The sequence below is a fragment of the Nocardia rhizosphaerihabitans genome, assembly GCF_014646295.1.
Classification (GTDB): Bacteria; Actinomycetota; Actinomycetes; order Mycobacteriales; family Mycobacteriaceae; genus Nocardia; species Nocardia rhizosphaerihabitans.
This window is the reverse complement of the sequence record NZ_BMNE01000004.1, coordinates 372975-399399: the sequence shown is the minus strand read 5'-3', so window position 1 is coordinate 399399 and position 26425 is coordinate 372975. Positions and strand designations below refer to the sequence as shown.

Below are 26425 nucleotides of genomic sequence, written 5' to 3'. Positions count from 1 at the left end.
GGTGGACTCCCCTCCTGAACCGGACAGGCGCGCGAACCCTGACACTCTGGCGATGTGATCTGGGTCACCACGTGAAATCGAGCGGGGTGTGCGGTCCCTCGGCCGTCCACTGCCGGGTGATGCGAGCCAGCTTCTCCGGGTTGACCTGGATCTGGACGCCCGCGATGCCCTCGGGCGTCACGTCGAGGCCGAGGACGGCGATGACCTGGTCACCGACCAGCGCCAGCGCACCGGGAGCACCGTTGACCACGCACGCGTAGAACACCGGAGAGCCGCCGACGTAGGCCCGCTTGGCCGGGGTCGGGCGGAACACGTGGCTGAGGTAGCGGGCGATGTCGAACGCGCCGAGGACCGGGGTCTTGCGGGCCGGGATCCGGCCGCCGCCGTCGGCCACGCCGACCGCGTCGTCGACGAGCAACCGGACCAGCGGATCTGTGTCACCGCTGAGCACCGCCGCTAGAAATTCCTCCACGATCCGCTGCGCCGAGGCCGCGTCGACCGTGACGCGGGACCGCCCGCCGACGTGCTGTTTGGCCCGCCGGTAGATCTGCTGACAGTTCGACTCGCCGATGTCGAGGATCTCGGCGATCTCGCGATGCTGGTAACCGAACGCCTCGCGCAACACGTACACCACGCGCTCGTTGGGCGAGAGCCGCTCCATCACGGCGAGCATCGCGAGCGACACGGACTCGCGCTGCTCGACCGTGTCGGCCGGGCCGAGCATCCGGTCACCGGCCAGCACGGGCTCCGGAAGCCACTGTCCCACATAGGTTTCCCGCCGAGCCCTGGCCGAGGTGAGCTGGTTGAGGCAGATGTTGGTTAGCACCTTCGTCAGCCACGCCACCGGCGTCTCGATAAGTTCCCGGTCGGCCGCGTGCCAGCGCAGGTAGGTGTCCTGCACCGCGTCCTCGGCGTCACCGGCCGAGCCGAGCAGCCGGTAGGCGATCGCCTCCAGTCGGCCACGGGAGGCCTCGAACACATCGGCCTGGTCGGTACTGAGCGTCATCTCCCTATGGTCGGCCATGCCCATGCGGCGATGCCACCCGCACGGCATCGCGGCGCGACCCCCGGTTCGCTCAGCGCGGTTGCCACTCCGGCGATCGGCCGAGGACGCGCAGAATGCGGTCCAGCGTCGCCGGCTCTTCCTGCGAGTACTACAGGAGCTCGGTACGCGTAGCGGAACAGCGAACGCGCAGGCGTGATCGATGACACAGACCGCCGATGAGGTTTCGGTCCGTGGCACGCCTCATGAAGACGGATAAGCGCAGGTCATCTAGCCTTGAGAGGTGCCGAGGAGTCATACCGGCACACTCTGACGCAACGGAGCGATCCCAGAGAAGAAAGCGACTGCCGATGATCCTGGCGGCTCAGCTCAGCGATACCCACTTCGACCTCACCCCGCGCAACACCGAACGCGTGGAACGAGTGATGGCCTATCTGGCCGACCTGCCCCGCAGGCCCGACGTCATCCTCGTGACCGGTGACATCACCGATTCCGGCAAGCCGGAACAGTACGCCGAAGCCCGCCTGGCCCTGCAGGCCGACATCCCCCTCTATCTGCTGCCGGGCAACCACGACGACCGCGTCGCTTTCCGCACCGATCTCCTGGGCGAACCCGCCTCGACCGCTCCGATCAACAGCGTCCACCGCGTCGGACCACTCACCGTGATCATGCTCGACTCCAGCATCCCCGGCGAACCCAGCGGCCTGCTGGCCGAGGAGACCTACGACTGGCTGCGCGCGACCCTGGCCGACGCGCCGCCCGAAGGCCCGATTCTGCTGGCACTGCATCACCCGCCCAAGCCCGTCGCCAGCCCGGTCGTCGACGTCATCGCCCTGGCCGAGCCGAGCCGTCTGGCCGCCGTCGTCGCGGGTGATCCCCGCATTCTCGGCGTCCTCACCGGCCACGCCCACTCCCCCATCGCGACGGTCTTCGCGGGAAAACCCATGATCTGCTGCCCCAGCACCGCCTCCGTCCTCGGCGGCGCCTGGGAGGTGACCCTGCCGCACAAGGTCATGGACTACGCCCCCGATCCCGCGATCGCGCTGCACGTCATCGACGAAACCCACACCCTGACAACCCATTTCCGCACCGTCGCGATGGGCGGGTGGCTGGCCGAGCCCCCGGTCTGACAGAACGTCACAGCTCGGCCACATACACCCCTGGCAGACTGGTCGGGTGAGAGACAAGCCCGCGGACCTCCCCCGCGGACCCCTGCGGCCCATCGAACTGGCCACCGGCGCCGTCATGGCCGGCCTGACCGTCGGCCTCATCACCGTCGGGTCCCTGGTTCCGATGGCCGCGGCCCTGCAACTGGTCGCGGCGGTGCCGCTGGGTCTGCTGGCCCACCGCTATCGGCTGCGTGCCCTGGTCACCGCCACCATCGCGGCCGGACTGGTCACCTTCGTCGCGGCGGGACTCATGCCCGCGCTCGGCGTCTTCGGCGCCGCCACCGTCGCGGGCATCATCGGCATCGTGAAGCGCCGCGGCGGCGGCCTGCCCGCCGTACTGGCCCTGACGGTCGTGGCGGCCGTGGGCTGGGGGCTGTTCTCGGTGGGCATGCTGCTGGTCTTCGCACGCACCAGGCGACTGTTCTTCGACGCGATCCGCAGTACGGCCGAGGGCATCCAGAACCTGGCCGCCAGGCAGGCGGCACTCGAACCGCTGGGCCGGGCCGCCGCCGAGGCCACCGATGCGGTGCTGCGCTGGTGGTGGATCTATCTCGGCGCCTCGGTCGCCCTCGGCGTGCTGGTGAGCACGATCGTGTCCTGGTATGTGCTCGGGTCGGTGCTGGACCGCCTGGCCTGGCTGCCGGGCAGCGACCGCCTCGACGCTCCGGACGACGATCGCCCGGTCGGCCCGCTCCCGGTCACCCTGCACGGCGCGGGCTACCGCTACGCGGGCGCCACCGACGACGCGCTCTCCGGTATCGATCTGACGATCCATCCGGGCGAGTTCGTCGCCGTGGTCGGGCACAACGGCTCGGGCAAGTCGACGTTGACGCGGGTACTCGCGGGCAGGCCGCCGACATCGGGCGCGGTCAGCAGGCCCGGTTCGGCCGGACTCGGCGAACTGGGCGGCACCGCGCTGGTGCTGCAACGGCCCGAGAGCCAGACGCTGGGCGTCTCGGTGGCCGACGATGTCGTGTGGGGGCTGTCGACGGAGCTGGCCGCCGAGGTCGATGTCGACGCGCTGCTGGCCGAGGTCGGCCTCGACGGCATGGGCAGGCGCGAGACCGCCACCCTGTCGGGCGGCCAGCAGCAGCGCCTCGCCGTCGCCGCCGCGCTGGCCCGTCGTCCCGCCCTGCTCATCGCCGACGAGGCGACGTCGATGATCGATCCCGACGGCCGCCGCGACCTCGTCGCCCTACTGGCCGAACTGCCGCGCAGGCACGGCACCGCGGTCGTCCTGGTGACCCATCACGAGGCCGACGCCGTGGCCGCCGACCGGGTGATCCACCTGGCCGACGGCCGCATGGTCGACCGCCTCGCCAGCTGGCCGCGGCCCGCGCGCGACCAGCGCCGCGGCCCGATGGGCGCGCCCATCCTCGAACTGGCCGACGTGCGCCACACCTACAATCGCGGCACACCGTGGGAGGCGCCCGCCCTGCACGGCGTCGACCTGTCGGTGCGCCAGGGCGAGGCCCTGTTGATCGTCGGCGGCAACGGCTCGGGCAAGTCGACGCTGGCCTGGATCATCGCCGGTCTCATCGCGCCGAGCTCGGGACGCTGCGAGCTGCGCGGCGATCCGGTCGACAAGCAGATCGGCCGGGTCGCCCTGGCCTTCCAGCACTCCCGGCTGCAGTTGCAGAAGCAGACCGTCGGCGAAGAGATCGCCGACTGGGGCGGGCGCGCCACCGGCTCCGGCGCGGTCGGGCGGGCACTGGACGCGGTCGGGCTGGATCGCCGTCTCGCCGCCCGTTCGGTGGAGGAACTCAGCGGCGGGCAGGCCAAGCGGGTGGTGCTCGCGGCGATGGTGGCGAGTCATCCGCAGGTGGTCGTCCTCGACGAACCGCTGGCAGGCCTCGATCCGCAGGGCCGCGCCGAGATCGTGGAACTGCTTGCCCGGCTGCGGGATTCGGGGCAGACCTTGATCGTCATCTCCCACGATGTCGCCGATGTGGTCGCGGTGTGCGACCGCACGGTGCATCTGGACGCGGGCGTCGTCGTCGAGACCGCGGGCGCCCGGCGGCAGGTCGGCGCGCATCCGGCGCCGATCCTGCCCGGCCGCCCGGAAACCGTCTGGCGACTGGACAATCCGCCGCACAACGAACCGGGAAGCGGGGTCGTGCGATGAGTACCGTTTTGCTGCGTGAGGTCCCCGTCGACAGTGTCGTGCACCGGCTGTGGGCAGGCACCAAGATGATCGCCGCCTTCCTGATCAGCCTGCTGCTGATGTTCCTGCCGATGTGGCCGGTGCTCGGGGTGATCGTGGCGTTCCTGGTGGTGATCTGGGTGCTGGCCCGGCTGCCGCTGGGCGCGCTGCCCCGATTGCCGTGGTGGTTCTGGGGATTGGTGCTGCTCGGCGGTCTGATCAACGCGCCGACCGGGATGAAGGCGGTGCTCGTGTACACCCAGGTGCTGGTGTTCGGCTTCGTGCTGGTCGGCGCCTCGTTCCTGATCGCGTACACGACGCCGATGGGCGAGGTGGCGCCCGCGCTGGCGAAACTTGGTGCGCCGCTGCGCAAGCTGCGCCTGCCGGTGGACGAGTGGGCGGTGGTCGTCGCGCTGACCCTGCGCGGGCTGCCGCTGCTGCTCGACGAGATCCGCGTGCTGCGCGCGGCGCGCAAACTGCGGCCCAAGGACAACCTGCTGCACCGCGCCGCCGACAACAATCCGCTCATCGACATCCTCACCGCGTGCATGGCCGTATCGACCAGGCGCGCGGGCGAACTCGGCGAGGCGATCACCGCGCGCGGCGGCACCGGCATGCTCACCGCGCATCCCAGCTCGCCGACCAGGCGCGACGCGATCGCGCTCGGTGTCGTTGTCGCGGTGTGCGCCGGCGCGATCGCGCTGAACGCCGTGCTCTGAACTCCGGCGCGCGGCCTCCCCCGCGCCGGTGTGTGAGCGGGCGATACTGGCTGGCGTGACCGACAGCGAACGCGCGGTACCCGCCTGGCAACGGCCTTCCGAGGGCGAATCCCGGCTGTCCGCCACCGCCGCGATCCTGGGGATCGTGGTGGTCCAGGTGCTGCTGCCCAGCGAGTTACTGCCCTCGCCCGGCTGGCTGCTGCCGATCCTGGAACTGGCCGTGCTGCTGGTGCTGATCATCGCCAACCCGAGCCGGATGGACCGCGAGGAACCGTGGATCCGCGGCCTGAGTCTGCTGCTGGCCGGGTTGATCAGCATCGCCTCGGCGGTGTCGGCGCTGCTGCTGTTGCAGGCCATCTTCACGGGTCAGTCCGACCAGGGCGCCGGGACGCTGCTCGGTAGCGGGGTGCTGATCTGGACGACCAATGTCATCGCCTTCTCGCTCTGGTACTGGGAATTCGACCGCGGCGGTCCGGCCGCGCGCGCCACCGGCCGGGAACCTGTACCGGACTTCATCTTTCCGCAGATGCAGGACCCCGAGCTCGGCGGCAAGGACTGGCGTCCGGAATATCTCGACTACCTGTACCTGGCCTTTACCAACGCGGCGTCGTTCGCTCCGGCCGACGTCCTGCCGCTGTCGCGCTGGTGCAAGATGATGATGATGGTGCAATCCATCACTTCCTTGGTCATCGGCGGCATGATCATCGCGCGCGCGATCAACATCATCCGGTAGTCGCGGCTCACGGTTCGGCATAGCGAATACGGATGGAAATTCTTAGGTTTAAAATTGAAATTCACTGTTCCGCAACCGGCGAGCAGGCTATCGTTCAAGTCGAAATCGAGCTGGACAACCGCTTCACGCGCCGTCGCTAGCTTCTCGGGGGAGCCACGATCTCGGCGCCTTTCGTTTGGGTACGTCACCTGATGAACCAGATGGGAATCGTTCACATGATCATCCGCAAGATCGCCGCCGCGGCCATTCCGGCACTGGCGGTAGCGCTGGTTGGCACGGGCGTGGCAAGCGCCGATCCGGTTACGCCGGACGTCGAGTACCGCACCGAACTCATCGGCAACACAGTCGTCACCACCCTCACCCACGGCACCTTCGCCATCAACGGCGGCACCGTCGACATTCGCGACGAGGCGGGTGCGACCCTGGTCTCGCTGCCGCTCTCGGTGCGTGACGGCAGCCTGGAATACCCGCTGCCGCACACGGTTCGCGAGGACAACCGGGTGCTCGAGCTGACCGCCGTCAAGGACGTCGCCGCGGCCAAGCCCAACCTGACGCCCGTCGCCTCGCCCGCGGAAAACTACGCGGCACAGGCCAATTTCGCGTCGACCTTCGGTCTCGCCACCGCGATCGGCAGTTTCGTCGGCATGGCGATCGGCGCGGTCATCGGCCTCGTCGTCGGCGCGGCGGCAGGCGGCATCGGCGCGCTTCCCGGCCTGATCACCGGTGCCTCCGTCGGCGGCATCATCGGCACCATCGTCGTGGGTGGACCCACCCTGGTGGTGGCGGGCATGGACCTGATCAACACCTTGATGGCCCCGCCCGGCACCACCCAGTGGGCGCAGAAATAGTCTGCGAGACAACCTGATTGCCGTCGCATCGACGCCTACACTGGCTTCGGTGCGACAAGGCAACGGACTCGACATTCCCGACGACCTCGGCGATCTGTGCGCGCCCGACCGGATGGCGCTGATCGTCTACGACATGCAGGTCGGCGTGCTCGGCCAGCTGCCCGACGGCCAGGAGGTCGTCGAACGGGTGGTGCGCGTGGTCGAAGCGGCCCGCAGTGCGGGCTATCCGGTGATCTTCCTGCGGCACTTCTTCCCGCCGCGCCGCCTCTCCGGCGTGTACGCGATGCGCCTGCTGATGGGCTGGCAGCACGCGGAATCCATCGACGACGTGCAGTTCATCCTCCAGCGTGATACCCCGGCCTTCGAGCTGGTGCCGGAACTGGTGCCGCGCGAGGACGAGCTGGTCCTGGACAAGATGACGATGTCGGCCTTCGAGGGCACCCCGCTGGCCGCGCTGCTGCGCGATCTGAAGATCGGCGCCTACGCCATCGCGGGGGTGGCCCTGGAGATCGGAATCGTCCCGACCGTGGCGCATTCGACCGATCTGGGTTTCGTGCCCGTGGTGATCGGTGATGCCTGCGGCGGTCGCGACAAGGAGGCGATGGCGCGGGCCTACGACGAGTTCACGTTCCAGGGCAACGCGCTGGTCACCGATGTCGCGACGATCACCGGTCTGATGGCCGGGAACTGACCGCGCGGCAAACTTTCAGCGCGCTGTTCCGGCGGGCCGGTGGCGGCCGGCCCGCCGGGACAACTCACGCCTGATCGCGGATGGCGTTCTTGGCGGCTTCCTGGGCGGAGTCGACCTGGCCGGCGAACTTGCCGCCGGTCTTCGCATCGACGACGTCACCGGCCTTCTCGATGACGCCGTCGACCTTGTCCGCGTGCTGGGCAGCCAGGTCCATCGCCTTACCCGCCAGGTTCTTGAAATCCACCGTGCACTCCTCGCTGATTGTCGAACTCGAGTCTCGAGCGCACCAGCGCTCCACAACGCGATCACCCTAGCAACACCACAGCTTTCACGTCGACGGCTTCAACCGCGCGACCGCGTCACACCGTCCCACACGGGATGCCACAGCCGCCCGGTGTCGGTCCAGGCCTGGAAGCGCACGGTGCCGGTGAGTTTCGGGGTTACCCACTGGGCGTCGCGGCGCTCGTCGGCGGTCATCTCGTTGACGAACGGCGAACTCTCGCGGTGCAGCCGGTGCAGCTCGGCCGCGATGCGCCGCGCCTGCTCGGTGTCGAACCCGGTGCCGACGCGGCCGACATAGACGAGGCCGTTCTCGTGCGGTATCCCGAGCAGCAGTGATTTGAACTCCCGCTTGTCGCTGCGCCGCCACCCGCCGACCACAACCTCCCGCGAGCGCCAGTTGCGCTGCTTGAGCCAGGTCTGGCTGCGCTTGCCGGGTTGATACACCGAGTCGACCCGCTTGGCGACGACCCCCTCCTGCCCCTGTTCGCTGCTGGCCCTCATGGCCTCGGCGCCCGAACCGTCCAGCAGTTCCGAGACATTCATCGACGGCGCCAGCCTGCCGAGTGCCTCGAGGACCGCGCGCCGGTCGCTGTACTTCTTGCGCAGCAGGGAGGTGCCGTCGAGATAGAGCACGTCGAAGGCCACGAACACCGCCCGCGCCGAATCCGCTTGCAGCGCAGAGATATCCGAGAGGCCTTTCGCATCGAGGACCACCGCCTCGCCGTCGAGCACCACCCGGTGTCCGGCCAGTTCGGTGCCGAGCGCGGCCAGGCGAGGGTATCGGGTGGTCACGGTGTTGCCCGCCCGGCTGCGGACGGTGACGGTACCGTCGTCGATCTCGACTATCACCCGAAATCCGTCCCACTTGGTTTCGAAGGCCCACTCCCCCGCTGTGAGTGATTCCACCGCACCGGCGGTGGCGAGCATCGGCGAGAGCCCACGCGGGAGATCGCGGGAGCCGCTGTCCACCACCGGTTCCCGCCGGACCTGGTCGCGCATGTAGTGCATCAGCCACTGGTCGCCGTTGGTCTGGATGAACGCGTAGCGGCCGTGCAGGCGTTCGCCGTCGAGTTCGACGATCACCTCGTCGTCGCGCCATTTCTCGGTGACGTAGGTGCCCGAGTCCCAGATCGTCATCTCGCCGGCGCCGTACTCGCCCTTCGGGATGGTGCCGTGGAAGTGCAGGTATTCGAGCGGATGGTCCTCGGTGCGCACGGCCAGGCGATTGTGCTTCGGCTCGGTCGGCGGCCCCTTGGGCACCGCCCATGAGGCCAGGACACCGTCGCGTTCGAGCCGCACGTCCCAGTGCAGCCGGCGGGCGTGGTGTTCCTGGACGACGAAGCGGTCACCGGGGCCTGGTTCGGGAGTGGTGGCAGGCACCGGTTCGGGGGTGCGCTCAGGATCGCGCATGCTGCGGTACTTGGTCAGTGCGTCGGGACCGGTCGGCAGCGGCGGATCCAGTTCGGCGAGCAGGTCGCCGTCGGCCTGCCAGCGGGCCAGGACCTCGTCGAAACGCAACTGGCGCAACGATTTCGCGTCCTCGATCTCAGACCAGCTGCGCGGTGCCGCGCCATTGGGCTCGGTGCGGCCGCGCAGGGAGTACGGGGCGATGGTGGTCTTGGCCGCGTTGTTCTGGCTCCAGTCCAGGAAAACCTTGCCCGCGCGGGCCGACTTCGCCATCGTCGCCGTCACGAGATCCGGGTGCAGCTGTTCGAGATTGGCGGCCACCTGCTTGGCGACGGTGGACGCGCCGCGCGAGCTCACCGTCCGGTCCAGCGGCACGTAGACGTGAATGCCCTTGCTGCCGCTGGTCACCGGGAAGGCCTGCATGCCGATGCCCGCGACCATGTCGCGCACGGCCAGCGCGACCCGCGCGCATTCGGCCAGTCCCGCGCCGGGGCCCGGGTCGAGATCGAAGACGATCCTGGTCGCGGGGCCGCGCTGATCGCCGTCGAATCGCCATTGCGGCACATGGACTTCCAGCGCCGCCTGCTGGCCGAGCCAGGCCATGCCCGCCTCGGAATCGATCAGCGGATAGACCACCTTGCGGCTGGAATGCTCGATCGCGCGGCGCTGGATCCACGCGGGCGCGTGCTCGGGCAGGTTCTTCTCGAAGAAATCGCCGGTGTCGACCCCGTTGGGCCACCGTTTCCTGGTGACCGGCCGACCGGCGATGTGGGGCAGGATCGCCGCGGCGATCGCCGAATAGTAGGCGATCACTTCGCCTTTGGTCGTCCCGCTCGCCGGGTACAGGACCTTGTCGAGGTTGCTGAGCTCAACCTCGATGCCGGGCTCACCCGGCGGACCCCGGAACTCCCGGCGGACCATCGACGCGGTTCGGCGGCGGGGACCGAAGTGACCCGGCCCCCGCGCACCGAATCAGGCCTGCGGCCCCGGATCGGTCGGCGCGGGGCCGCCGGGGGTGGCGCCTGGCGTTGTACCGGGCGTTGTGCCGGGGTCGGTCTTCGGCGCGGTGGTACCGGAGTCGGTCTTCGGCGCGGTGGTGCCGGATGCAGGGCCCTGACCGGTGCCGGGCTGCGGCGGAACGACCTTCTTGGCCGCGTCCTTGCCCTTCTCGATCTTGTCGCTGTACTTGTGGCCGGTCTTCTCATCGATGAACGTGCCGGCCTTGTCGACCGCTTCGTTGATCTTGTCGGCGTTCTGCTCGACCGCCTCCTTGCCCTTACCGAGCAAGCCCTTCAAGGTGTCCACGAGACTCATCTGCCGATGTTCCTTTCCCGTTTTGGCGCGATTGCCCGTCGCTGCGCGAAGCCGAAAGGGTCACTCCACATCTTCCCACCACGAAACCCGTGGTGGGAGGTCATTCGGAACCACCCGCTCGCCCGGCTTGGGCACTACGGTGCGGGTACCCGCTTCGGCCGCGGCGGACACCAGCCGGTGCACCGGCTCCGACCATCCGTGGAAGGCGAGATTGAAAGTGGCCCAGTGGATCGGCACCAGCAGGCCGTAGCCCGCGTCGCCGAGGCACAGGTCGGCGTGCGCGCGCACCGCCTCCTCGGGATTCATGTGCACGTCGGTCCAGCGCTCGTCGTAGGCGCCGATCGGCAGCAGCGTCAGATCGAACGGGCCGAGCACGGCGCCCGCCTGCGAGAAGGCCTTCGTATAGCCGGTGTCGCCGCCGAAATAGACCCGCTTGGTCGGCCCGGCCAGCGCCCAGGACGCCCACAGCGTGGTGTTGCGGACCAGGCCGCGGCCGGAGAAATGCCTGGCCTCGGCGCAGGTGATGGTGAGACCGCGGTCGGAGGCATCGTGGCCGAGCGAGACCGAGCCGCCCCAGTCGAGTTCGATGATCCGGTCCTCGGGCACACCCCAGTGCCGCAGGTGCGCGCCGATGCCGGTCGGCACGACGAACGGCGCGAGCTGCGCGCGGACCAGTTCGTCGATGGTGGCCTTGTCGAGGTGGTCGTAGTGATCGTGGGAGATGATCACCGCGTCGACGGCGGGCAGCGAGGACAGTTCGCCGGGCACCGGGTGCAGCCGTGCCGGACCGACCAGCGGGGACGGCGAGACGCGTTCGCTCCACACCGGGTCGGCCAGCACCCGGTAGCCGTCGAGTTCGACGAGCGCGCTCGCGTGCCCGTACCAGGTCACCGCCAGCGGCGCGGCCTCCTCGGGCACCGCGGGGGTGACCAGCGGCACCGGACGCGACGGCCTGCCGACCCGGCCCTTGGTGAGGCCCGACCACAGCAGCGAGGGCGCGGCGCCGGGAGCGAGCATGCTGCTCGGCTCGGTGTTGTGGAAGCGGCCGTCCCGGAACGAGGACTTGCCGAGCGCGGTCGGCTCGATGGCCGCCGGTCCGGCGCCGATCGCCGTGGGCAGTCCCCACACCGCACGCGCCACCCAGGCGAGCCCGAGCGTGCTCGCCACCGACCCCGCAACACGTGCGAGCCCCATCAGCGGCCCACGAACTTCGCGGGGCGCTTCTCCTGCCGGGCCATGCGGCCCTCCTTCGCGTCGTCGCTTGTCCACGCCGCTTCCAGCGCGGCCCGCTGCTGGGCGCTCGCCGGCTCGCGGGTGCCGTCGTCGTTGAGCATGAGCTTCATCGCCCGCAGCGAGAGCGGGGCGAGGGCGGCGATCGACTTCGCCCAGTCCTGCGCGTCGGCGAGGGTGCCGAGCTTGTTGGCGAAGCCGAAGGCGTAGGCATCGGTGGCTGTGACCGGGTCGGCCGCGAGCAGGATGGTGCGGGCCGGGCCGCCGCCGATCAGCGAGACCAGCCGCGAGACCGTCCAGCGGTCGACCGAGATGCCGAGTTTGGCGGCCGGGACCGCGATGTAGGCGTCGGGCTCGAGCACCCGCAGGTCCGAGGCCAGCGCCAGCTGCACGCCCGCGCCGAGCGCGCCGCCGTTGATCGCCGAGATCACCGGGACCGGCAGCGCTTCGATCGTGTGCAGCATGTCGAGCAGGCCGGACAGGAACGTCTCGGAGTACACGCCGGACAGGTCGGCGCCCGCGCTGAAGATCGGGCCGCGGCCGGTGAGCACGATGACCCGCGCACCCTGGTCCACCGCGTCGAGCATCGCGGCACGCAACTGGCCGACCAGATCCTCGTTGAGCGCGTTGCGGCGCTCCTCGCGCTGCATTTCGATGGTGATCACGTCACCATCGCGGGTCACGCCGAGCATGCAATCCTCCCCAGAAGTACCGGACACCTTTGGTGCCATAACTCTGCCACAGGCGGCCGTCGACGCCCGGTAAGGCGATAGCATCGGCGGCTGTGGCGACCGACTTCGACATCCTGGTGATCGGTGCGGGCCAGGCGGGACTCTCGGCCGGTTACCACCTGCGCCGCCGCGGTCTGGTCCCCGAACGCGACTTCCTGATCGTCGACCACGCGCCCGGCCCCGGCGGCGCCTGGCAGTTCCGCTGGCCGTCGCTGACGCTGACCACCGTGAACCGGGTGCACGATCTGCCGGGGATGTCCTTCGCCGAGACGCTGCCGCCCGGCTCGGAGTCCGCACCGGCGGCCACGGCGGTGCCGCACTATTACGAACTCTACGAAAAGCGCTTCGACCTGCGGGTACGGCGGCAGGTGACGGTACAGGTCGTCTGTGATCGGACCGCCGACGGGCAGACCTGCGCAGGCCGCGGCGAGGTGCTTCAGGTCGAGACCGACGGCGCGGGGACCCTGCGCACGCGCGGGTTGATCAACGGCACCGGAACCTGGGAGCGCCCGTTCATCCCGGTGTATCCGGGGGCTGCCACGTTCACCGGCCGTCAGCTGCACACACGCGATTACCGCACGGCCGCGGAGTTCGCCGGCAAACACGTGGTCATCGTCGGCGGCGGGATCTCGGCGGTGCAATTGCTCGACGAGATCTCGCAGGTGACGTCCACCACATGGGTCACCAGGAGCGAGCCGGTGTTCCGGTCGCCGCCCTTCCGCGAGGAGGACGGGCGCGCGGCCGTCGCCGTCGTCGAGGACCGGGTGCGCCGCGGGCTACCGCCCGGATCGGTGGTCTCGGTGACGGGGCTCCCGCTGGACGAGCGGCTGCGCGCCGCGCGTGACCGGGGCGCGCTGGCTCGGCAGCCGATGTTCGAGCGGATCGAGCCGACGGGCGTGCGCTGGGCGGACGGGCGGTTCCAGGAAGCCGATGTCATCCTGTGGGCGACCGGTTTCCGCAGCTCGCTGGACCATCTCGCGCCGTTGCGGCTGCGGGGACCCGGCGGCGGGATCACGATGACCGGTCGGCTCGCCACCCAGGTCGCGGTCGATCCACGGATCCATCTGATCGGCTACGGGCCGTCGGCGAGCACCATCGGCGCGAACCGGGCAGGCCGGGCCGCGGCCGCCGAATTGACCGGCTACCTGGGGATCAGGCCAGACCGAGACTGAAAGTGGCCGGGTCGGCGCCGACCCTGGTGCCCGTGTCGAGGCGGTCGATCGCCGCCATCGCCTGCGCGTCCAGTTCGAAGGAGAACACGTCGAAGTTCTCCGCGATCCGCGACGGCGTGACCGACTTGGGGATGACGATATTGCCCAGCTGAAGGTGCCACCGGATGATGACCTGCGCGGGCGTGCGTTCGAGTTCCTTGGCGAGGGTGACGATGGTCGGGTTGTCCAGCAGCGTGCCCTGACCGAGCGGGCTCCACGCCTCGGTCGCGATCGCCTGATTGGTGTCGTATTGGCGCAGCTCGGGCTGGGCCAGGGCGGGATGCAGTTCGATCTGGTTCACCGCCGGGATCTCGCCTGTCTCGACGATCAGGGTCGCCAAGTCGGCCACCCGGAAGTTGGAGACGCCGATCGAGCGGACCCTGCCCTGCGACTTGAGCGCCTGGAAGGCACGGAAGGTGTCGACGTAGCGGCCTGCCGACGGCACCGGCCAGTGGATCAGGTACAGGTCGAGATAGTCCAGGCCAAGCCGCCGCATGCTCGCGTCGAAGGCGCGCAGTGTGCTGTCGTAGCCCTGGTCGGCGTTCCACAGCTTGGTGGTCACGTAGATCTCGTCGCGGGGGATTCCCGAGGCACGGATCGCGCGGCCTACGCCTTCCTCGTTTCCGTAGACCGCGGCCGTGTCGATACTGCGGTAGCCGACCTTCAATGCCTCGGCCACCACCGGCGTGACGTCGTCCTCCGGCACCTGGAAGACACCGAAGCCGAGCTGCGGGATGACGTTCCCGTCGTTGAGCACGATGGTGGGAACTTGGCTGCTAGCGCTACGGAAGGTCACCCGTTCGACGGTAGAAGTGGTTCGCCGTACCGTCAACGACGCCACCCTGCGTGTTTCCCCAGCTGCGAAAACAGGGCGTAGGTCAGTGAACGGCCCCGATCCGCCGATATCGCGCCTGCCGCAGCGCCCGCAGGTCCGCCGTCGGCTGTGCGCGCAGGGCGGCCAGCTCCTCGGTGACCGCGAGGACCATCCTCCGGGCGAACGCGACCGGTTCGTCGGCGGCGTCGGGGTGTTCGTCGACGATCCGGTCCACCACGCCGTCGGCCTGGAGATCCACCGCGCGGATACCTTGTGCCGCAGCGAGTTCCGCTGCGTGCGTGGTGTCGCGGAAGACGATCGCGCTCGCGCCCTCCGGCGGCAGGGGAGCCAGCCAGCCGTGTTCGGCGGCGAGTACCCGGTCGGCGGGCAGCAGTGCGAGCGCGCCGCCGCCGGTGCCCTGACCGAGCAGGATCGAGACGGTCGGGGTGTCCAGGGTGACCAGGTCGGCCAGGCAGCGGGCGATCTCGGGGGCCAGCCCGCGTTCCTCGGCTTCCTTGGACAGGGCGGCGCCGACGGTGTCGATCACCAGCACCAGCGGCAGGCGCAGCTCGCGGGCCAGCGCCATCGCGCGCCGCGCCTCCCGCAGCGCTGCCGGACCCATGGTGTGCTCGCCTTCCTGGCCCGATCTGTCGTGACCGAAGACCACGCAGGGCTGGCCGCCGAAACGGGCGAGGGCGAGCACCACGGTGCGGTCGGATTCGCCCTGGCCGGTGCCGCTGAGCGGAACCCGTTGTGTCACATGGCGCAGCAGGTCGCGGATGCCCGGCCGGCCGGGTCGTCGGGTGCTCAGTACCGAATCCCAGGCAGTCGCCGAAGGATTCGTGGCCGCTGTCGGCTTGCGAACGGGCGCAGCCCAACCCGGCTCGGCCGATACCGGAAGGACGACACCGCTCGCGACGCTCAAGGCCCGGTGCGCGATCCGGCGGAACACCTCGACGGTGACCACACCGTCGATCACACCGTTGCGGTACAGGTTCTCCGCCGTCTGCACGCCGGGCGGAAAAGGCTTGCCGTACAGCGCCTCATAGACACGCGGACCGAGGAACCCGATCAGCGCACCGGGTTCGGCGAAGGTGATGTGGCCCAGCGAACCCCACGACGCGAACACCCCGCCCATCGTGGGATTGCGCAGATACACCAGATACGGGTGCCCCGCCGCCTTGTGCACCGTGACCGCGCCCGCGATCTTCACCATCTGCACGAAAGCGACTGTGCCCTCCTGCATTCTGGTGCCCCCCGAAGTCGGGGACGCGATCAGCGGAAGCCCGAGCTCGGTAGCCCGCTCCACCGCGGACACGATCCGCTCCGCCGCCGCGACCCCGATCGACCCGGCCAGAAACGCGAACTCACAGGCGATCACGGCGACCCGGCGCCCGCGCAGCAGCCCCTCCCCCGTCAGCACCGACTCATCCGTGCCCGCGCGCCGCGCCGCGGCGACGAGCTCCTGGCGATACCCCGGGGAGACCGCGGGCTCGATCGCTGGGCGGTCCCAGCTCTGGAACGAATCGGGATCGAGCAGCTGCGCGATCAGGTCATCCGCGGACATGTGCACGTGCAGAGCCTAGCGGGGGCCGCGGGTCACGACATCGCGGCAGAGCATTCGAGAATCTTGACAATGTGTTGTGTTTTTACAACACTTCATTGTGTGAGCCCAGTCAGACGAGGGGAAACCCTCCCGATCTTCAATCGCATCGCGGTGCTCCGCGCGGAACACCGGATGAGCCGGGCAGCGCTCGCCGACGCCGTCAACGTCAATGTGCAGACGATCGGCGCGCTCGAGCGCGGCGACCACTATCCGAGCCTCGACCTGGCGCTGCGCATCTGCGATGTGTTCGAGCTCCCGGTCGAGGCGGTGTTCTCCCGCACCGAATTCGGCCCGCTCTCGGCCGAGCTGTACCCACGAACGAAAGGCACGCCATGACCAGCGCGACCGGACTGATCGACCGCTACCAGAACTATCGCGTCCGTCGCTGGCTGATCCAGGAACAGCGCACCGCGGGCATGCTGAAAGGCTGGCGGCCGCAACGCCGCAGGCGAATGCTCGTGATCGGCGTGGTGACCGCACTGCTCGGCATCGCGGTGGCAGGCGTGCTGTGCGCACTGGATCTCGGGGCGGCCCCGGTCGTCGCGCTGATCGCGCTGGTGCTGTTCCTGCCGAGCTGGACGATGCTGCGCATCGCCTCCGGCGGCCAGGACCACGCCCCCGACCCGATGCTCGACGAACTGGAAATCGCCGAGCGCAACAAAGCGCGCTCGGCCGGCCTGGCACTCACCCAGTCCCTGACGATGCCGCCACTGGCCTACCTGATCTTCGTCAGTGCCATCGCACCACACGCCGACGCCTACCGCACCGCCTACGCGGGCGGCCTGATGATGCTCGCCGCCCTCATGGCAGGCGGCTGCGCCCCGGCCATGATCCTCGGCTGGACCCGCCCCGACCCCGAACCGGAATCCTGAGCGGGATCGAATGCGGGGCTGCTGCCTTCATCGCGGCAGCCCCGTCTCCGGGTCAGTAGCCCTGCATGACCTTGCGCAGGGCGTACTCGGTCAAGGAGACCAGGGCCTGCTTGGCTGGTTCACGGCGGCGGGCGTCGATCGACATGATCGGCACGTCGGCGGGGACCGCGAGGGCCTGGCGGATGTCCTCGAGGGGGTACTTCGGTGCGTCGTCGAACTCGTTGAGCGCCACCAGGAACGGCAGACCGCGAGCCTCGAAGTAGTCGACCGCGGCGAAGCTGTCTTCCAGCCTGCGGGTGTCGACCAGCACCACGGCGCCGATGGCGCCGCGGATGAGGTCGTCCCACATGAACCAGAACCGGTACTGGCCCGGCGTGCCGAACAGGTACAGGACCAGGTCGTCGGCGAGGCTGATCCGGCCGAAGTCCATCGCCACCGTGGTGGTCGACTTCATCGGAATACCGGTCAGGTTGTCGATTCCGGTGCTGGCGTTGGTCACCAACGCCTCGGTGCGCAGCGGAACGATCTCCGACACTGCACCGACCAACGTGGTCTTACCGACACCGAAGCCACCGGCGACAACGATCTTCGCCGAAGTCGGCTTGCTCGTGCGGGTGTCGACCTGCGCCGTCGAATCAAATACGCCGGAGTCCACTGAGAACCCTTTCGATCAGCTCGCGACGTTCATCGTCGCTGGAATCGTCTTTCAAAGTCGCCGAGACCCGGACATGACCGGCCTCGATGAGGTCGGCCACGAGTACCCGCGCTACACCGATCGGGATACCCAATTGGGCAGCTATCTCGGCAACGGACGGCGATTGCCTGCACAACTCCACGATGGACGTTTCGAGGTTGTTCAGTTCGAACTGCCGCTCCATGGCGACCGGATGCGATGCAACGAGCGCCTCCAACGCCAACTCGACCGCCGGCCTGGTGCGGCCGGCAGTCAAGGAGTACGGGCGGACGAGGCTGGGCTCGGCGCTCCCCATGCGGTGATCGTCTATGTCCATCCCACCATCAGGAACCCATCGTGACGCGTGGCGTGGCCTGGACGGTCTGGCCCACACGCTCGACCAACAGAGCCATTTCGTAGCCCACCTGACCGATGTCACACGAGGTGTTGGTCAGGACCGCGAGATACGAGCCGTCGCCGACTGCCATGAGCAGTAGGTAACCGTGCTCCATCTCGACGACGGACTGCAGTACCGTACCGCCTTCGAACAGATTCGACACGCCGACGGAAAGGCTTGCCAGTCCGGCGGTCACGGCGGACAACTGCTCGGCGCGGTCGACCGGAAGCTGGGCACTCGCGGCCATCAGCAGGCCGTCAGCCGAGACCAGGACGGCATGGGCTACGCCAGGAACCTCGTTGGCGAAGTTCGAAACCAGCCAATCCAGCTGACGGTTCGTACCACCTAGATCGGGGTTCATCGGTCTCCTTTATCTCCGGTTAGGTTCATTGCCTTCATTGCGCGGCCATCCCGGACGCCCTGCTGGTGACGACTCAAGCTGGACCTGATCGTTTCGGGATCACGTTGCGGGGTGCTGTCGGCCTTGCCGGTCACACCGCCAGGCACGAGCCTGCCGCCCGGGTTGCGTTGAGGCAAGCCCGCAGCGGTACGAACCTCGGGCTGAGCCTCGCTGGCCCGGCGCGCGGCCTGCCAACCTTCGTCACCCGGTGATTCGAAGGCAGCCGCCATCTGGGACCGGTCGGAATTCTCGTCCGTGAGCCACGCCGACATCATCTCCGCGAAGATCGGCGTCCCGCCCATGACGGAATCGCCCTCCGGTGCCGGCTGCAACCTGGTCTGGAAGAACGACGCAGCCTTGGCCGGATTCGACCGGTAGCTGTGCCGACCCGGATCGCGCCCTGCCGACGCAGCGTTCTCCGGTCCCGCAGGATCCGGATCCCGTTGCGGCAGCGCCACTCCCGGCCCGGCGTTCGCCTGCGGTACCACAGTAGCGCCGGGATCGCGCTGGGGCAGCCCAATCGGCGCAGCCGGACGCTGCGGCAGCCCGTTCGGTGCTTCCCGCTGCGGCAGACCGGCCGCGGGAGCGCGCTGCGGCAGACCGTTCTCGCCGGAATCACGCTGCGGCGCAGGGGCGCCGCGCTGCGGCAGACCGTTGGCCGGACGCTGCTGCTGACCGGCCGCCGGATCACGCTGCGGCAGACCGTTCGGCTGGGCGCCACGCTGCGGCAGACCGGTGGCCGGATCGCGTTGCGGCAGACCGCCGGTCTGCTCACGCTGCGGCAAGCCGTTGGACGGGTCACGCTGCGGGAGCCCGCCGGTCTGCTCACGCTGGGGCAGACCATTGGACGGATCACGCTGCGGCAGACCACCGGTCTGGTCGCGGTGCGGCAGACGCGGCGCCGGATCACGCTGCGGCAGACCGTTGGACGGGGAGCGCTGCGGCAGCCCGGACGCCGGATCACGCGTCACCGGACCGGAATCACGCTGCGGCGCACCGTTGCCCGCGGGGTCGCGCTGGGGCAACCCGGTCGACGGATCACGCTGCGGCAGACCACCGGTCTGCTCACGCTGCGGGAGGCCGTTGGACGGATCGCGCTGGGGTAGGCCACCGGTCTGTTCCCGCTGGGGTAGCCCGTTGGCGGGACGCTGCGGCAGACCACCGGCCGACGGGTCGCGCGGCGGCGCGCCGTTGGCGCCCGGCGACCGCTGCGGCAGACCACCGGCGGTGGTGTCGCGCTTCGGCGGCGCGGAGTCACGCGGCGGCTGGGCCTGATCGCGCGACGGAGCACCGTTGGCACCCGGCGACCGCTGCGGCAGGCCACCGGCCAGCGACTGCGGTGCACCGGCGGGCTTGGGATCGCCCGGCTGCCCTGGCGCGGGCGGTGCGCCCTGCGGACGCTGCGGCCCGCCGGGTCCGCCCGGCGTGACGCTGCGCTTGGGCAGGCTGGCCGCGGCGAGCTTGCCACGCTGCGGCGCGTTGCCCTGACCGGGCGCGGCCGGACGCAGGGTCGGCGACGACTGCTCGGCGGCGTCCTGCTGCGCGCCCTGGGCCATCGAGTTGCCCGGCTGACGCTGCGGCAGACCACCGGCACCGGCCGCGATCGGACCGCTGCCCGGGTCGACGGTGACCATCACGTTGCCACCCGGGGTGCGGGTGATCGCGCGGGTCTGCATCGTGCTCGGCTGGTTCTGCGGGTTCGGGCGCACCTGCTGCGGCGTCTGCTTCTGCAGCTGCTGCGGCGCCATCACCGGGCCACCTGCGCCGGTGACGATCAGGCCGACCGGCACGTGCACGGTGACGGTGACGCCCGGATCGCGCGCGGTGTCGAAGGTCGGGCGCAGCCGCACGGTCAGCCCGTGCCGCTCGGCGAGCCTGCCGACCACGAACAGACCCATGTGGCGGGCGGTGTCGGGGCCGGGCTCCGCGGTCTGCTCGAGCCTGCGGTTGATCTCCGACATCTCCTGGGGCGGCATACCGATACCGCGGTCGGCGACCTCGATCAGCAGACCCTGGTCGTGGGCCTGGGCGAAGGTGAACTTGACGTCGGTCTCCGGCGGGGAGGCGCGCAGCGCGTTGTCGAGCAGCTCGGCGAACAGGTGCGCCATATCGGAGGCGGCCGGTTCGACCAGCGAGCCACGCGGGGTCGCGCCGAGCTTGACCCGCTCGTAGTCCTCGACCTCGGAGATCGCGGCGCGCAGCACGTCGGCGATCTCGACCGGGGCCGACTTGGTCCGGCGCTGCTTGGTGCCGGCGAGGATGAGCAGGTTGTCACCGTTACGGCGCATGCGCGCCGCGAGGTGGTCGAGGCGGAAGAGGTTCTCGAGCAGGCGCGGATCCTTCTCGTCGTACTCCATCGCCTCGATGAGGGTGAGCTGATGGTCGACGAGCGATTTGGACCGGCGGGCCAGGGTCTCGAACATGTCGTTGACCTGCGAACGCATCTGCGCCTGATCACTCGCCAGGCGCAGCGCCTGACCGTGGATGTCGTCGACGGCGCGCGCGAGCTGACCGATCTCCTCGTCCGAGCGCACCGGCATCGGCTCGAGCGGCACGTCCTCGGGCGCGGCGCCGTTACGGAGCTGGGCGACCTCGTGCGGCAGATCGGACTCGGCCACGCGCAGCGCGGCAAGGCGCAGGCGGTGCAGCGGCACGATCATCGAGCGGGCGACGAACACGGCGAGCAACAGCGCGGCCAGGATCGTCGCGATGACGACACCGGTGTAGGACCAGGCGCCGGTCGCCGCGGTGGCGGCCAGCTCGTCCATCGCGGACTCGATGGCCTTGGTGGCCGAGTCGACGACGCCCTCGTAGCCGACGAGGCTGGTGACGAGCGAGGTACGCATGTCGCCGATGGGCAGCTTGCCCGCCGCCACCTCGGGGCTGCTGACCAGGTTCTGCCGGACTTCGGCCTGTGCCTTGAGGTCGGCGATCACCCGATCGCCGTCGGGGAAACGGTTGGCGAGCACGTCGAGCAGGTGCCGCTCGGTGGCGACGCCGGTGATGAAGTCCTGGGAACCCTGCGGCAGACCGCGCAGCATCCCGGAGAGGCCGGCGAGCTGGTCGACGAGGATCGAACGGGTGTTGAGCGAGTCGACCAGGCGCAGCTTGGCCTGGTCCATGACCGGGTCGCTCACCTGGGCGATGGTGGTCTCGACGATGTCGACGCTGTCTTTACGCATCTGCTCGACCGAGGCCAGCGCTGCCTCGGCCGACGAGGTGAGGGCCTTGCCCTGCCCACGCACGTTCTTGGCCTGCGAGATCATCCGCTGCAGCGCCTCGTGCGCCCGCGGGATATCGGCCAGCCTGCCGAGCGAGGACTCGGCGGTGGCGATCGCGGCATCGAGGTCGGCGAGGTCCTTGTCGGTGACCAGGGTGACCCCCGGCCCCGCGGGGACCAGCTGACTACCCGACACCCGCGCCGAAGTAGCACTCAGCGAGGTGACCGACGGAATCGAGTCGACCTGCGCATTGATGCTCGACAGCCGGTTGGCCTCCGAGAACTCCGAGGTAATTCTCGACACGCCGAGCCCGACCGCGACCGCGAGCGGCACGGCAAGCACGGCCGTAACCTTCCAACGCAGGTCCCAGTTGCCGAGCGCCCAGCGCTTGCTGCCGGACCTAGCGGCGTCACGCATCTCCCACTCACTTTCCAAACTGGCCTCGTACCTTGAGCCATCAGCGAACCTCCACAGGCGCAATGGTGGCTCGCCAGGCGGAGCTGGCCGAGAACTGCGGCTGGCCGAGAAATTGCGTCTACGACTGCCCGAATAAGTGACAACAGATTCTAACGGATCAATAACTTCTTGGCTGACTCCCGGTAGAGGTCCGCTCGATGACCTGCCCGTTCCAGGCAAAACCAAAGGTCGCGGCACCCCCTCGGGTGTCGCGTGAAGTCTGCCACAATCATCAGGATCTATCGAGCGGGCATCGAAGCGAGGCTAGGGAGTCACGGGGTTGGACACCGAACACGAGTACCGACCGGTCTATCAGACCAGTCTGGTCGACCCAGCCGACTTCTGGTCCGCCGCAGCTCGAGACATCGAGTGGGATATCCCACCGCAGCAGATCGTCGACGCCGCCGACAAACGCGCGGCCCGCTGGTTTCCCGACGCCCGGCTCAACACCTGCGTCAACGCGCTGGACCGGCACGTGCGGGCGGGCACCGTCGCCGAGGGCGGGCACGCCGATCAGGCCGCCCTCATATATGTCTCCGCTATGACGGACACCACCACCGTCTTCACCTACGCCGAACTGCTCGACCAGGTCGCCCGATTCGCGGGCGCCATGCGCGATCTCGGTGTCGTCGCCGGTGACCGGGTCGTGATCTACCTGCCGATGATCCCCGAGGCCGTGATCGCGATGCTGGCCTGCGCACGCATCGGCGCGGTGCACTCGGTGGTGTTCGGCGGGTTCGCCGCGCCCGAGCTGGCCGCCCGCATCGACGACGCCGAACCGGTCCTGGTGGTCACCGCCTCGGGCGGGATGGAACCCAACCGCCGCATCGAATACCCGCCGATCGTGCTGCAGGCACTGGACCTGGCGCAGACGGCCTCGGTGCGCACGGTGATCGTCAAGCAGCGCCCGCAGTTCCCGACCATCGAGTTCCCGGCCGCGCAGCCCGCGACCGATGTGCTGCCGTCCTCGGAGCAGACCGTGGCCGCCCGCTGGGTCGACTGGGACGCCACCGTCGCCGACGTGACACCGGCCGAGCCGGTCTCGGTCGCCGCCACCGATCCGCTCTACATCCTCTACACCTCGGGGACCACCGGGAAGCCCAAGGGCGTTGTCCGCGACAACGGCGGGCACGCGGTCGCGCTGTCCTGGTCGATGCGCAATATCTACGACGTCGGCCCAGGTCAGGTGTTCTGGGCGGCCTCCGATGTCGGCTGGGTGGTCGGCCACTCCTACATTGTCTACGCGCCGCTGCTCGTCGGCGCGACGACCGTGCTCTACGAGGGCAAACCGGTCGGCACCCCCGACGCGGGCACGTTCTGGAAGATCATCGACGAGCACGACGTGCGGGTGCTGTTCACCGCGCCGACGGCATTACGCGCGATCCGCCGCGCCGATCCCGAGGCGACCGCGGCCCACCGCCACGACCTGTCCCGGCTGCGCGCGCTGTTCTGCGCGGGCGAGCGCCTCGATCCGGCCACCTTCGAGTGGGCCACCGACACACTGCTGGCCGGTCACCCCGACACCCCGGTCGTCGATCACTGGTGGCAGACCGAGACCGGCTGGCCGATCTGCGCCGACCCGCTCGGCCTGCAGGAACTGCCGGTCAAGCCAGGTTCGTCCTGCGTGCCGGTGCCCGGTTACCGGCTGCGCGTCCTCGACGCGAACGGCAACCCGGTGGCGACCGGCGTCGAGGGCAATATCGTCATCGGGCTGCCGCTGCCGCCCGGCGCGCTGACCGGCCTGTGGCGCGACCGCGACCGGTTCATCCGCTCCTACCTGTCGGCCTTCCCCGGCCACTACCTGACCGGCGACTCCGGCTACTTCGACGAAGAGGGCTACCTCTACGTCCTCGGCCGCAGCGACGACGTGATCAACATGGCCGGGCACCGCCTGTCGGCGGGCAGTATCGAGGCCGCGATCGCGGGCCACGACGCCATCGCCGAATGCGCCGTGATCGGTGTCCCCGACGAGCTCAAGGGCCACCTGCCGCTGGCGTATGTGGTGCTCAAGCAGGGCGTCGAGGTCGATCCCGAGCAGCTGCGGACCGAGCTGGCCGAGCGGGTGCGCGAGCAGATCGGCGCCATCGCCACCCTGCACAGCGCGATCATCGTCTCCGGCCTGCCCAAGACCCGCTCGGGCAAGATCCTGCGCAAGACGATCCGCCAGCTCACCGCGGGCGAACACGTCGAGACCCCGGCCACCATCGAGGACCCGGCGGTGCTCACCGCGCTGGCCGACCGCATCCTCGCCAATCCCCCGCTCGGCGCACCGCAGCCCGCCGCGGAGGACTCGCCGACCCCCGATCTAGACGGCGACCCGGTGGCGCCGACGACCTGACCACGGCGGTCGGCGGCGCGCAGCGCCCATAGGATTGCACCGTGACCGATCGTGCTGCCTCCACTGTCCTGGTCGTCGACGACGACGAGGATGTCCTCGCCTCGGTCGAACGTGGCCTACGACTGTCCGGGTTCCAGGTGCTGGTGGCCCGCGACGGCGCCGCCGCGCTGCGCGCCGTGTCCGAGCGCGCGCCCGACGCCGTCGTCCTCGACATGAACATGCCCGTGCTCGACGGCGCGGGCGTGGTGACGGCGTTGCGCGCGATGGGCAACGACGTGCCGATCTGCGTGCTCAGCGCCCGCGCCTCGGTCGACGACAGGATCGCGGGCCTCGAGTCCGGCGCCGACGACTACCTGGTGAAGCCGTTCGAGCTGGCCGAACTGGTGGCCAGGATCCGCGCCTTACTACGCAGGCGCACCGACGTGCCGGAGCCCGCCGCACCCGGCGCGATCACCGTCGGCCCGCTGCAGATCGACGTGGCAGGCTATCGAGCGCTGTTGCACGGCAAGGAAATCGAGCTCACCAAACGGGAATTCGAATTGTTGTCGACCCTGGCCAGGAATGCGGGTGTGGTGTTGACGCGGGAACGGCTGCTGGAATTGGTGTGGGGTTACGATTTCATAGCCGATACGAATGTCGTCGACGTGTTCGTCGGATACCTGCGCCGCAAACTCGAAATAGATGACACGCCAAGGATTTTGCACACCATTCGCGGCGTCGGGTTCGTGCTCCGGGAACCGAAATGACCGAGGCCCCGCCGAAAAGCCGTCGGAGACAATCGTTTTCGCTGCGAACGAGAGTCGCGGGCGCGGCCGCGGCGGGTGCCGTCATCATCGTCACGATCGCCGCGTTCGTGGGTTTCCAGGCGATCGAACGCAACAATGTGACCCAGACCGATCAGCAGCTCGAGATCGCCTCGCGGATCGTGCTGATCGAGCCGGTATTGGCGACCGGTTTCGTCAACCTGACCGGCTTGCAGACCACGATGGCGCTCACCGTGCGCGACAACGGCCAGGTGACCGCGTCCAGCTCGACCCAGCTGCCGGATCTGCCGCCGGGCTCGCAGACCGTCGAGGTGAACGACCAGCCGTACCGGGTGCTCACCACCACAGAGAACCAGCCTGTCGGCCGCACCGTCTCCCTCGCCATCCCGACCACCGAGTCGGCCAAGGCCACCGCCGACCAGCAGCGCTGGGTGCTGGCCGGCGCGGCGATCGCGGTGGCGGCCGCAGCGGCGCTGGGCTGGCTGCTCGCCGGGCGCGCCGTCGGCCCGATCGTGAAGCTGACCAAGCAGGTCTCGGCCCGCAGCGCCTTCGGTGATCCGGACGACCCGGCCCAGCCGGTCGACGGTTCCGGTGTCGACGAGGCGGTGAAGCTGGCCGACGCGGTCAACACCATGCTTGCCCGCGTCGACGAGGCCCAGGCCGAGACCGCCGCCGCGCTGGAGACCGCCCGCGACTTCGCCGCCGTCTCGGCCCACGAGCTGCGCACCCCGCTGACCGCGATCCGCACCGACCTCGAGGTCCTGCGCACCCTTGACCTCACCGACGAGCAGCGCCGCGAGATCCTCGACGACCTCGCCCGCAACGAGACCAGGGTCGAGACCACCCTCACCGCGCTGGAACGCCTGGCCCGCGGCGACCTCACCGCCGAAGCCGACCACGTCCCCACCGATGTCGCCGATCTGTGCGATCAGGCCGCCCACGACGCCATGCGCCACAATCCGGGCCTGTCGGTGCGGATCGATACCGACGCCGAGCTCGTCACCCGCGGGCTGCCCGCCGGCCTGCGCCTGGCCGTCGACAACGCGCTGACCAACTCCGTGAAACACGGTGGCGCCACCCACGCCGTCGTTTCGGCGCATCGCACCCCCGACGATCACATCGTCATCGCCGTCGACGACAACGGCACCGGCGTGCCTGTCGCCGAGCGCGGCGCGGTCTTCGCCCGCTTCGCTCGCGGCACCAATGCCAGCAAGGGCGGTTCCGGGCTCGGTCTGGCACTGGTGGCCCAGCAGGCCCAGTTGCACGGCGGTCGGGCCTATTTCGAGGACAGCCCGCTCGGCGGCGCGCGTCTGGTGCTCGACCTGCCGGTCCGCCGCACACCGTAGACAGCGCAAAGCCCCGCACCCGTGTGACACGGATGCGGGGCCGAATTCACTTGCCTG

Annotated in this window: 24 protein-coding genes; 12 read left to right on the top strand and 12 right to left on the bottom strand. The window is 69.5% G+C overall.

Annotated features, from left to right (window positions below; translation table 11 throughout):
- Window positions 1–64: 64 nt before the first annotated feature.
- The gene (gene sigJ / locus IEY60_RS19445; RefSeq protein WP_189030284.1) at window positions 65–1006 is read right to left on the bottom strand and encodes an RNA polymerase sigma factor SigJ; all 942 of its coding nucleotides are present in this window, start codon (window positions 1004–1006) and stop codon (window positions 65–67) included.
- A gap of 347 nt (window positions 1007–1353) precedes the next feature.
- Here sigJ and IEY60_RS19440 point away from each other — a divergent pair, with 347 nt between their 5' ends.
- The 6 genes from IEY60_RS19440 (at window position 1354) to IEY60_RS19415 (ending at window position 7306) form a co-directional block, all read left to right on the top strand.
- A complete protein-coding gene (locus IEY60_RS19440) occupies window positions 1354–2133 on the top strand; it encodes a metallophosphoesterase (protein WP_189030282.1) in 780 nt (259 codons plus the stop codon).
- A 46-nt stretch (window positions 2134–2179) separates the two neighbouring features.
- Window positions 2180–4297, top strand: coding sequence for an ABC transporter ATP-binding protein (locus IEY60_RS19435; RefSeq protein WP_229739956.1), 2118 nt, complete (start codon window positions 2180–2182; stop codon window positions 4295–4297).
- Window positions 4294–5034 carry an energy-coupling factor transporter transmembrane component T family protein gene (locus IEY60_RS19430; RefSeq protein WP_189030280.1) on the top strand — a complete coding sequence of 247 codons (741 nt, stop codon included), beginning with the start codon at window positions 4294–4296 and terminating at the stop codon, window positions 5032–5034. The genes IEY60_RS19435 and IEY60_RS19430 overlap by 4 nt, the downstream gene beginning before the upstream one ends.
- Window positions 5035–5089: 55 nt before the next feature.
- Window positions 5090–5767 carry a DUF1345 domain-containing protein gene (locus IEY60_RS19425; protein WP_189030278.1) on the top strand — a complete coding sequence of 226 codons (678 nt, stop codon included), beginning with the start codon at window positions 5090–5092 and terminating at the stop codon, window positions 5765–5767.
- Between the two features lie 200 nt (window positions 5768–5967).
- The gene (locus IEY60_RS19420; protein WP_308426110.1) at window positions 5968–6615 is read left to right on the top strand and encodes a DUF8020 domain-containing protein; all 648 of its coding nucleotides are present in this window, start codon (window positions 5968–5970) and stop codon (window positions 6613–6615) included.
- Window positions 6616–6664: 49 nt separating this feature from the next.
- Window positions 6665–7306, top strand: coding sequence for a cysteine hydrolase family protein (locus tag IEY60_RS19415; RefSeq protein ID WP_229739955.1), 642 nt, complete (start codon window positions 6665–6667; stop codon window positions 7304–7306).
- A gap of 64 nt (window positions 7307–7370) precedes the next feature.
- Here the strand turns inward: IEY60_RS19415 and IEY60_RS19410 are convergent, their stop codons facing one another.
- The 5 genes from IEY60_RS19410 to IEY60_RS19390 form a co-directional block, all read right to left on the bottom strand.
- The gene (locus tag IEY60_RS19410; RefSeq protein ID WP_189030276.1) at window positions 7371–7550 is read right to left on the bottom strand and encodes an antitoxin; all 180 of its coding nucleotides are present in this window, start codon (window positions 7548–7550) and stop codon (window positions 7371–7373) included.
- Window positions 7551–7648: 98 nt separating this feature from the next.
- Window positions 7649–9916: an ATP-dependent DNA ligase gene (locus IEY60_RS19405; RefSeq protein WP_189030274.1), complete on the bottom strand. Its 2268-nt coding sequence runs from the start codon at window positions 9914–9916 to the stop codon at window positions 7649–7651.
- A gap of 51 nt (window positions 9917–9967) precedes the next feature.
- On the bottom strand, window positions 9968–10309 hold the full coding sequence (locus IEY60_RS19400; RefSeq protein ID WP_189030272.1) for an antitoxin: 342 nt from the start codon (window positions 10307–10309) through the stop codon (window positions 9968–9970).
- Window positions 10310–10369: 60 nt separating this feature from the next.
- On the bottom strand, window positions 10370–11503 hold the full coding sequence (locus tag IEY60_RS19395; protein ID WP_189030270.1) for an MBL fold metallo-hydrolase: 1134 nt from the start codon (window positions 11501–11503) through the stop codon (window positions 10370–10372).
- Window positions 11503–12231: an enoyl-CoA hydratase gene (locus IEY60_RS19390; protein WP_189030269.1), complete on the bottom strand. Its 729-nt coding sequence runs from the start codon at window positions 12229–12231 to the stop codon at window positions 11503–11505. Before IEY60_RS19390 ends, IEY60_RS19395 begins: the two co-directional genes overlap by 1 nt.
- A 92-nt stretch (window positions 12232–12323) precedes the next feature.
- Between IEY60_RS19390 and IEY60_RS19385 the strand changes: the two genes are divergently transcribed.
- On the top strand, window positions 12324–13442 hold the full coding sequence (locus IEY60_RS19385) for an NAD(P)-binding domain-containing protein (RefSeq protein WP_189030267.1): 1119 nt from the start codon (window positions 12324–12326) through the stop codon (window positions 13440–13442).
- On the opposite strand, the gene IEY60_RS19380 is transcribed toward IEY60_RS19385, so the two are convergent.
- The gene (locus IEY60_RS19380) at window positions 13423–14277 is read right to left on the bottom strand and encodes an aldo/keto reductase (RefSeq protein WP_189030265.1); all 855 of its coding nucleotides are present in this window, start codon (window positions 14275–14277) and stop codon (window positions 13423–13425) included. The two genes, IEY60_RS19385 and IEY60_RS19380, sit on opposite strands and share 20 nt — an antisense overlap.
- An 82-nt stretch (window positions 14278–14359) precedes the next feature.
- A complete protein-coding gene (locus IEY60_RS19375) occupies window positions 14360–15862 on the bottom strand; it encodes an acetyl-coenzyme A carboxylase carboxyl transferase subunits beta/alpha (RefSeq protein ID WP_189031259.1) in 1503 nt (500 codons plus the stop codon).
- Window positions 15863–15961: 99 nt separating this feature from the next.
- Between IEY60_RS19375 and IEY60_RS19370 the strand changes: the two genes are divergently transcribed.
- Window positions 15962–16237 (top strand): helix-turn-helix transcriptional regulator, encoded by a 276-nt coding sequence (locus tag IEY60_RS19370; protein ID WP_189030263.1) that lies wholly within the window; start codon window positions 15962–15964, stop codon window positions 16235–16237.
- The gene (locus IEY60_RS19365; RefSeq protein WP_189030261.1) at window positions 16234–16773 is read left to right on the top strand and encodes a hypothetical protein; all 540 of its coding nucleotides are present in this window, start codon (window positions 16234–16236) and stop codon (window positions 16771–16773) included. The genes IEY60_RS19370 and IEY60_RS19365 overlap by 4 nt, the downstream gene beginning before the upstream one ends.
- A 52-nt stretch (window positions 16774–16825) precedes the next feature.
- Here the strand turns inward: IEY60_RS19365 and IEY60_RS19360 are convergent, their stop codons facing one another.
- From IEY60_RS19360 to IEY60_RS19345, 4 genes are read right to left on the bottom strand one after another with little or no spacing between them, the layout of a single operon-like run.
- Entirely contained in the window at window positions 16826–17428 is a 603-nt protein-coding gene (locus IEY60_RS19360; RefSeq protein ID WP_019044951.1) for a GTP-binding protein, read from the bottom strand.
- Window positions 17409–17783, bottom strand: a complete 375-nt coding sequence (locus tag IEY60_RS19355; protein WP_019044950.1) for a DUF742 domain-containing protein — start codon at window positions 17781–17783, stop codon at window positions 17409–17411. Before IEY60_RS19355 ends, IEY60_RS19360 begins: the two co-directional genes overlap by 20 nt.
- A 7-nt stretch (window positions 17784–17790) precedes the next feature.
- A complete protein-coding gene (locus IEY60_RS19350; RefSeq protein WP_011207200.1) occupies window positions 17791–18204 on the bottom strand; it encodes a roadblock/LC7 domain-containing protein in 414 nt (137 codons plus the stop codon).
- Window positions 18201–21881 carry an ATP-binding protein gene (locus IEY60_RS19345; RefSeq protein ID WP_189030258.1) on the bottom strand — a complete coding sequence of 1227 codons (3681 nt, stop codon included), beginning with the start codon at window positions 21879–21881 and terminating at the stop codon, window positions 18201–18203. The genes IEY60_RS19350 and IEY60_RS19345 overlap by 4 nt, the downstream gene beginning before the upstream one ends.
- A 319-nt stretch (window positions 21882–22200) precedes the next feature.
- Here IEY60_RS19345 and IEY60_RS19340 point away from each other — a divergent pair, with 319 nt between their 5' ends.
- Genes IEY60_RS19340 through IEY60_RS19330 form a run of 3 tightly spaced genes read left to right on the top strand, consistent with a single transcriptional unit; the run spans window position 22201 to window position 26368 of the window.
- Window positions 22201–24258 carry an AMP-binding protein gene (locus tag IEY60_RS19340; protein WP_189030256.1) on the top strand — a complete coding sequence of 686 codons (2058 nt, stop codon included), beginning with the start codon at window positions 22201–22203 and terminating at the stop codon, window positions 24256–24258.
- Between the two features lie 41 nt (window positions 24259–24299).
- Window positions 24300–25004 (top strand): response regulator transcription factor, encoded by a 705-nt coding sequence (locus IEY60_RS19335; protein WP_189030254.1) that lies wholly within the window; start codon window positions 24300–24302, stop codon window positions 25002–25004.
- On the top strand, window positions 25001–26368 hold the full coding sequence (locus tag IEY60_RS19330; protein ID WP_189030252.1) for a sensor histidine kinase: 1368 nt from the start codon (window positions 25001–25003) through the stop codon (window positions 26366–26368). The genes IEY60_RS19335 and IEY60_RS19330 overlap by 4 nt, the downstream gene beginning before the upstream one ends.
- The last annotated feature ends 57 nt before the right edge of the window (window positions 26369–26425 follow it).

What these genes read in the sequence shown, in the direction of transcription:
- sigJ (WP_189030284.1), bottom strand. Translation starts at nt 1,006, where the DNA reads ATGACGCTCAGTACCGACCAGGCCGATGTGTTCGAGGCCTCCCGTGGC.
- IEY60_RS19440 (WP_189030282.1), top strand. Translation starts at nt 1,354, where the DNA reads ATGATCCTGGCGGCTCAGCTCAGCGATACCCACTTCGACCTCACCCCG.
- IEY60_RS19430 (WP_189030280.1), top strand. Translation starts at nt 4,294, where the DNA reads ATGAGTACCGTTTTGCTGCGTGAGGTCCCCGTCGACAGTGTCGTGCAC.
- IEY60_RS19420 (WP_308426110.1), top strand. Translation starts at nt 5,968, where the DNA reads ATGGGAATCGTTCACATGATCATCCGCAAGATCGCCGCCGCGGCCATT.
- IEY60_RS19405 (WP_189030274.1), bottom strand. Translation starts at nt 9,916, where the DNA reads ATGGTCCGCCGGGAGTTCCGGGGTCCGCCGGGTGAGCCCGGCATCGAG.
- IEY60_RS19400 (WP_189030272.1), bottom strand. Translation starts at nt 10,309, where the DNA reads ATGAGTCTCGTGGACACCTTGAAGGGCTTGCTCGGTAAGGGCAAGGAG.
- IEY60_RS19395 (WP_189030270.1), bottom strand. Translation starts at nt 11,503, where the DNA reads ATGGGGCTCGCACGTGTTGCGGGGTCGGTGGCGAGCACGCTCGGGCTC.
- IEY60_RS19390 (WP_189030269.1), bottom strand. Translation starts at nt 12,231, where the DNA reads ATGCTCGGCGTGACCCGCGATGGTGACGTGATCACCATCGAAATGCAG.
- IEY60_RS19375 (WP_189031259.1), bottom strand. Translation starts at nt 15,862, where the DNA reads ATGTCCGCGGATGACCTGATCGCGCAGCTGCTCGATCCCGATTCGTTC.
- IEY60_RS19365 (WP_189030261.1), top strand. Translation starts at nt 16,234, where the DNA reads ATGACCAGCGCGACCGGACTGATCGACCGCTACCAGAACTATCGCGTC.
- IEY60_RS19355 (WP_019044950.1), bottom strand. Translation starts at nt 17,783, where the DNA reads ATGGACATAGACGATCACCGCATGGGGAGCGCCGAGCCCAGCCTCGTC.
- IEY60_RS19350 (WP_011207200.1), bottom strand. Translation starts at nt 18,204, where the DNA reads ATGAACCCCGATCTAGGTGGTACGAACCGTCAGCTGGATTGGCTGGTT.
- IEY60_RS19345 (WP_189030258.1), bottom strand. Translation starts at nt 21,881, where the DNA reads ATGCGTGACGCCGCTAGGTCCGGCAGCAAGCGCTGGGCGCTCGGCAAC.
- IEY60_RS19330 (WP_189030252.1), top strand. Translation starts at nt 25,001, where the DNA reads ATGACCGAGGCCCCGCCGAAAAGCCGTCGGAGACAATCGTTTTCGCTG.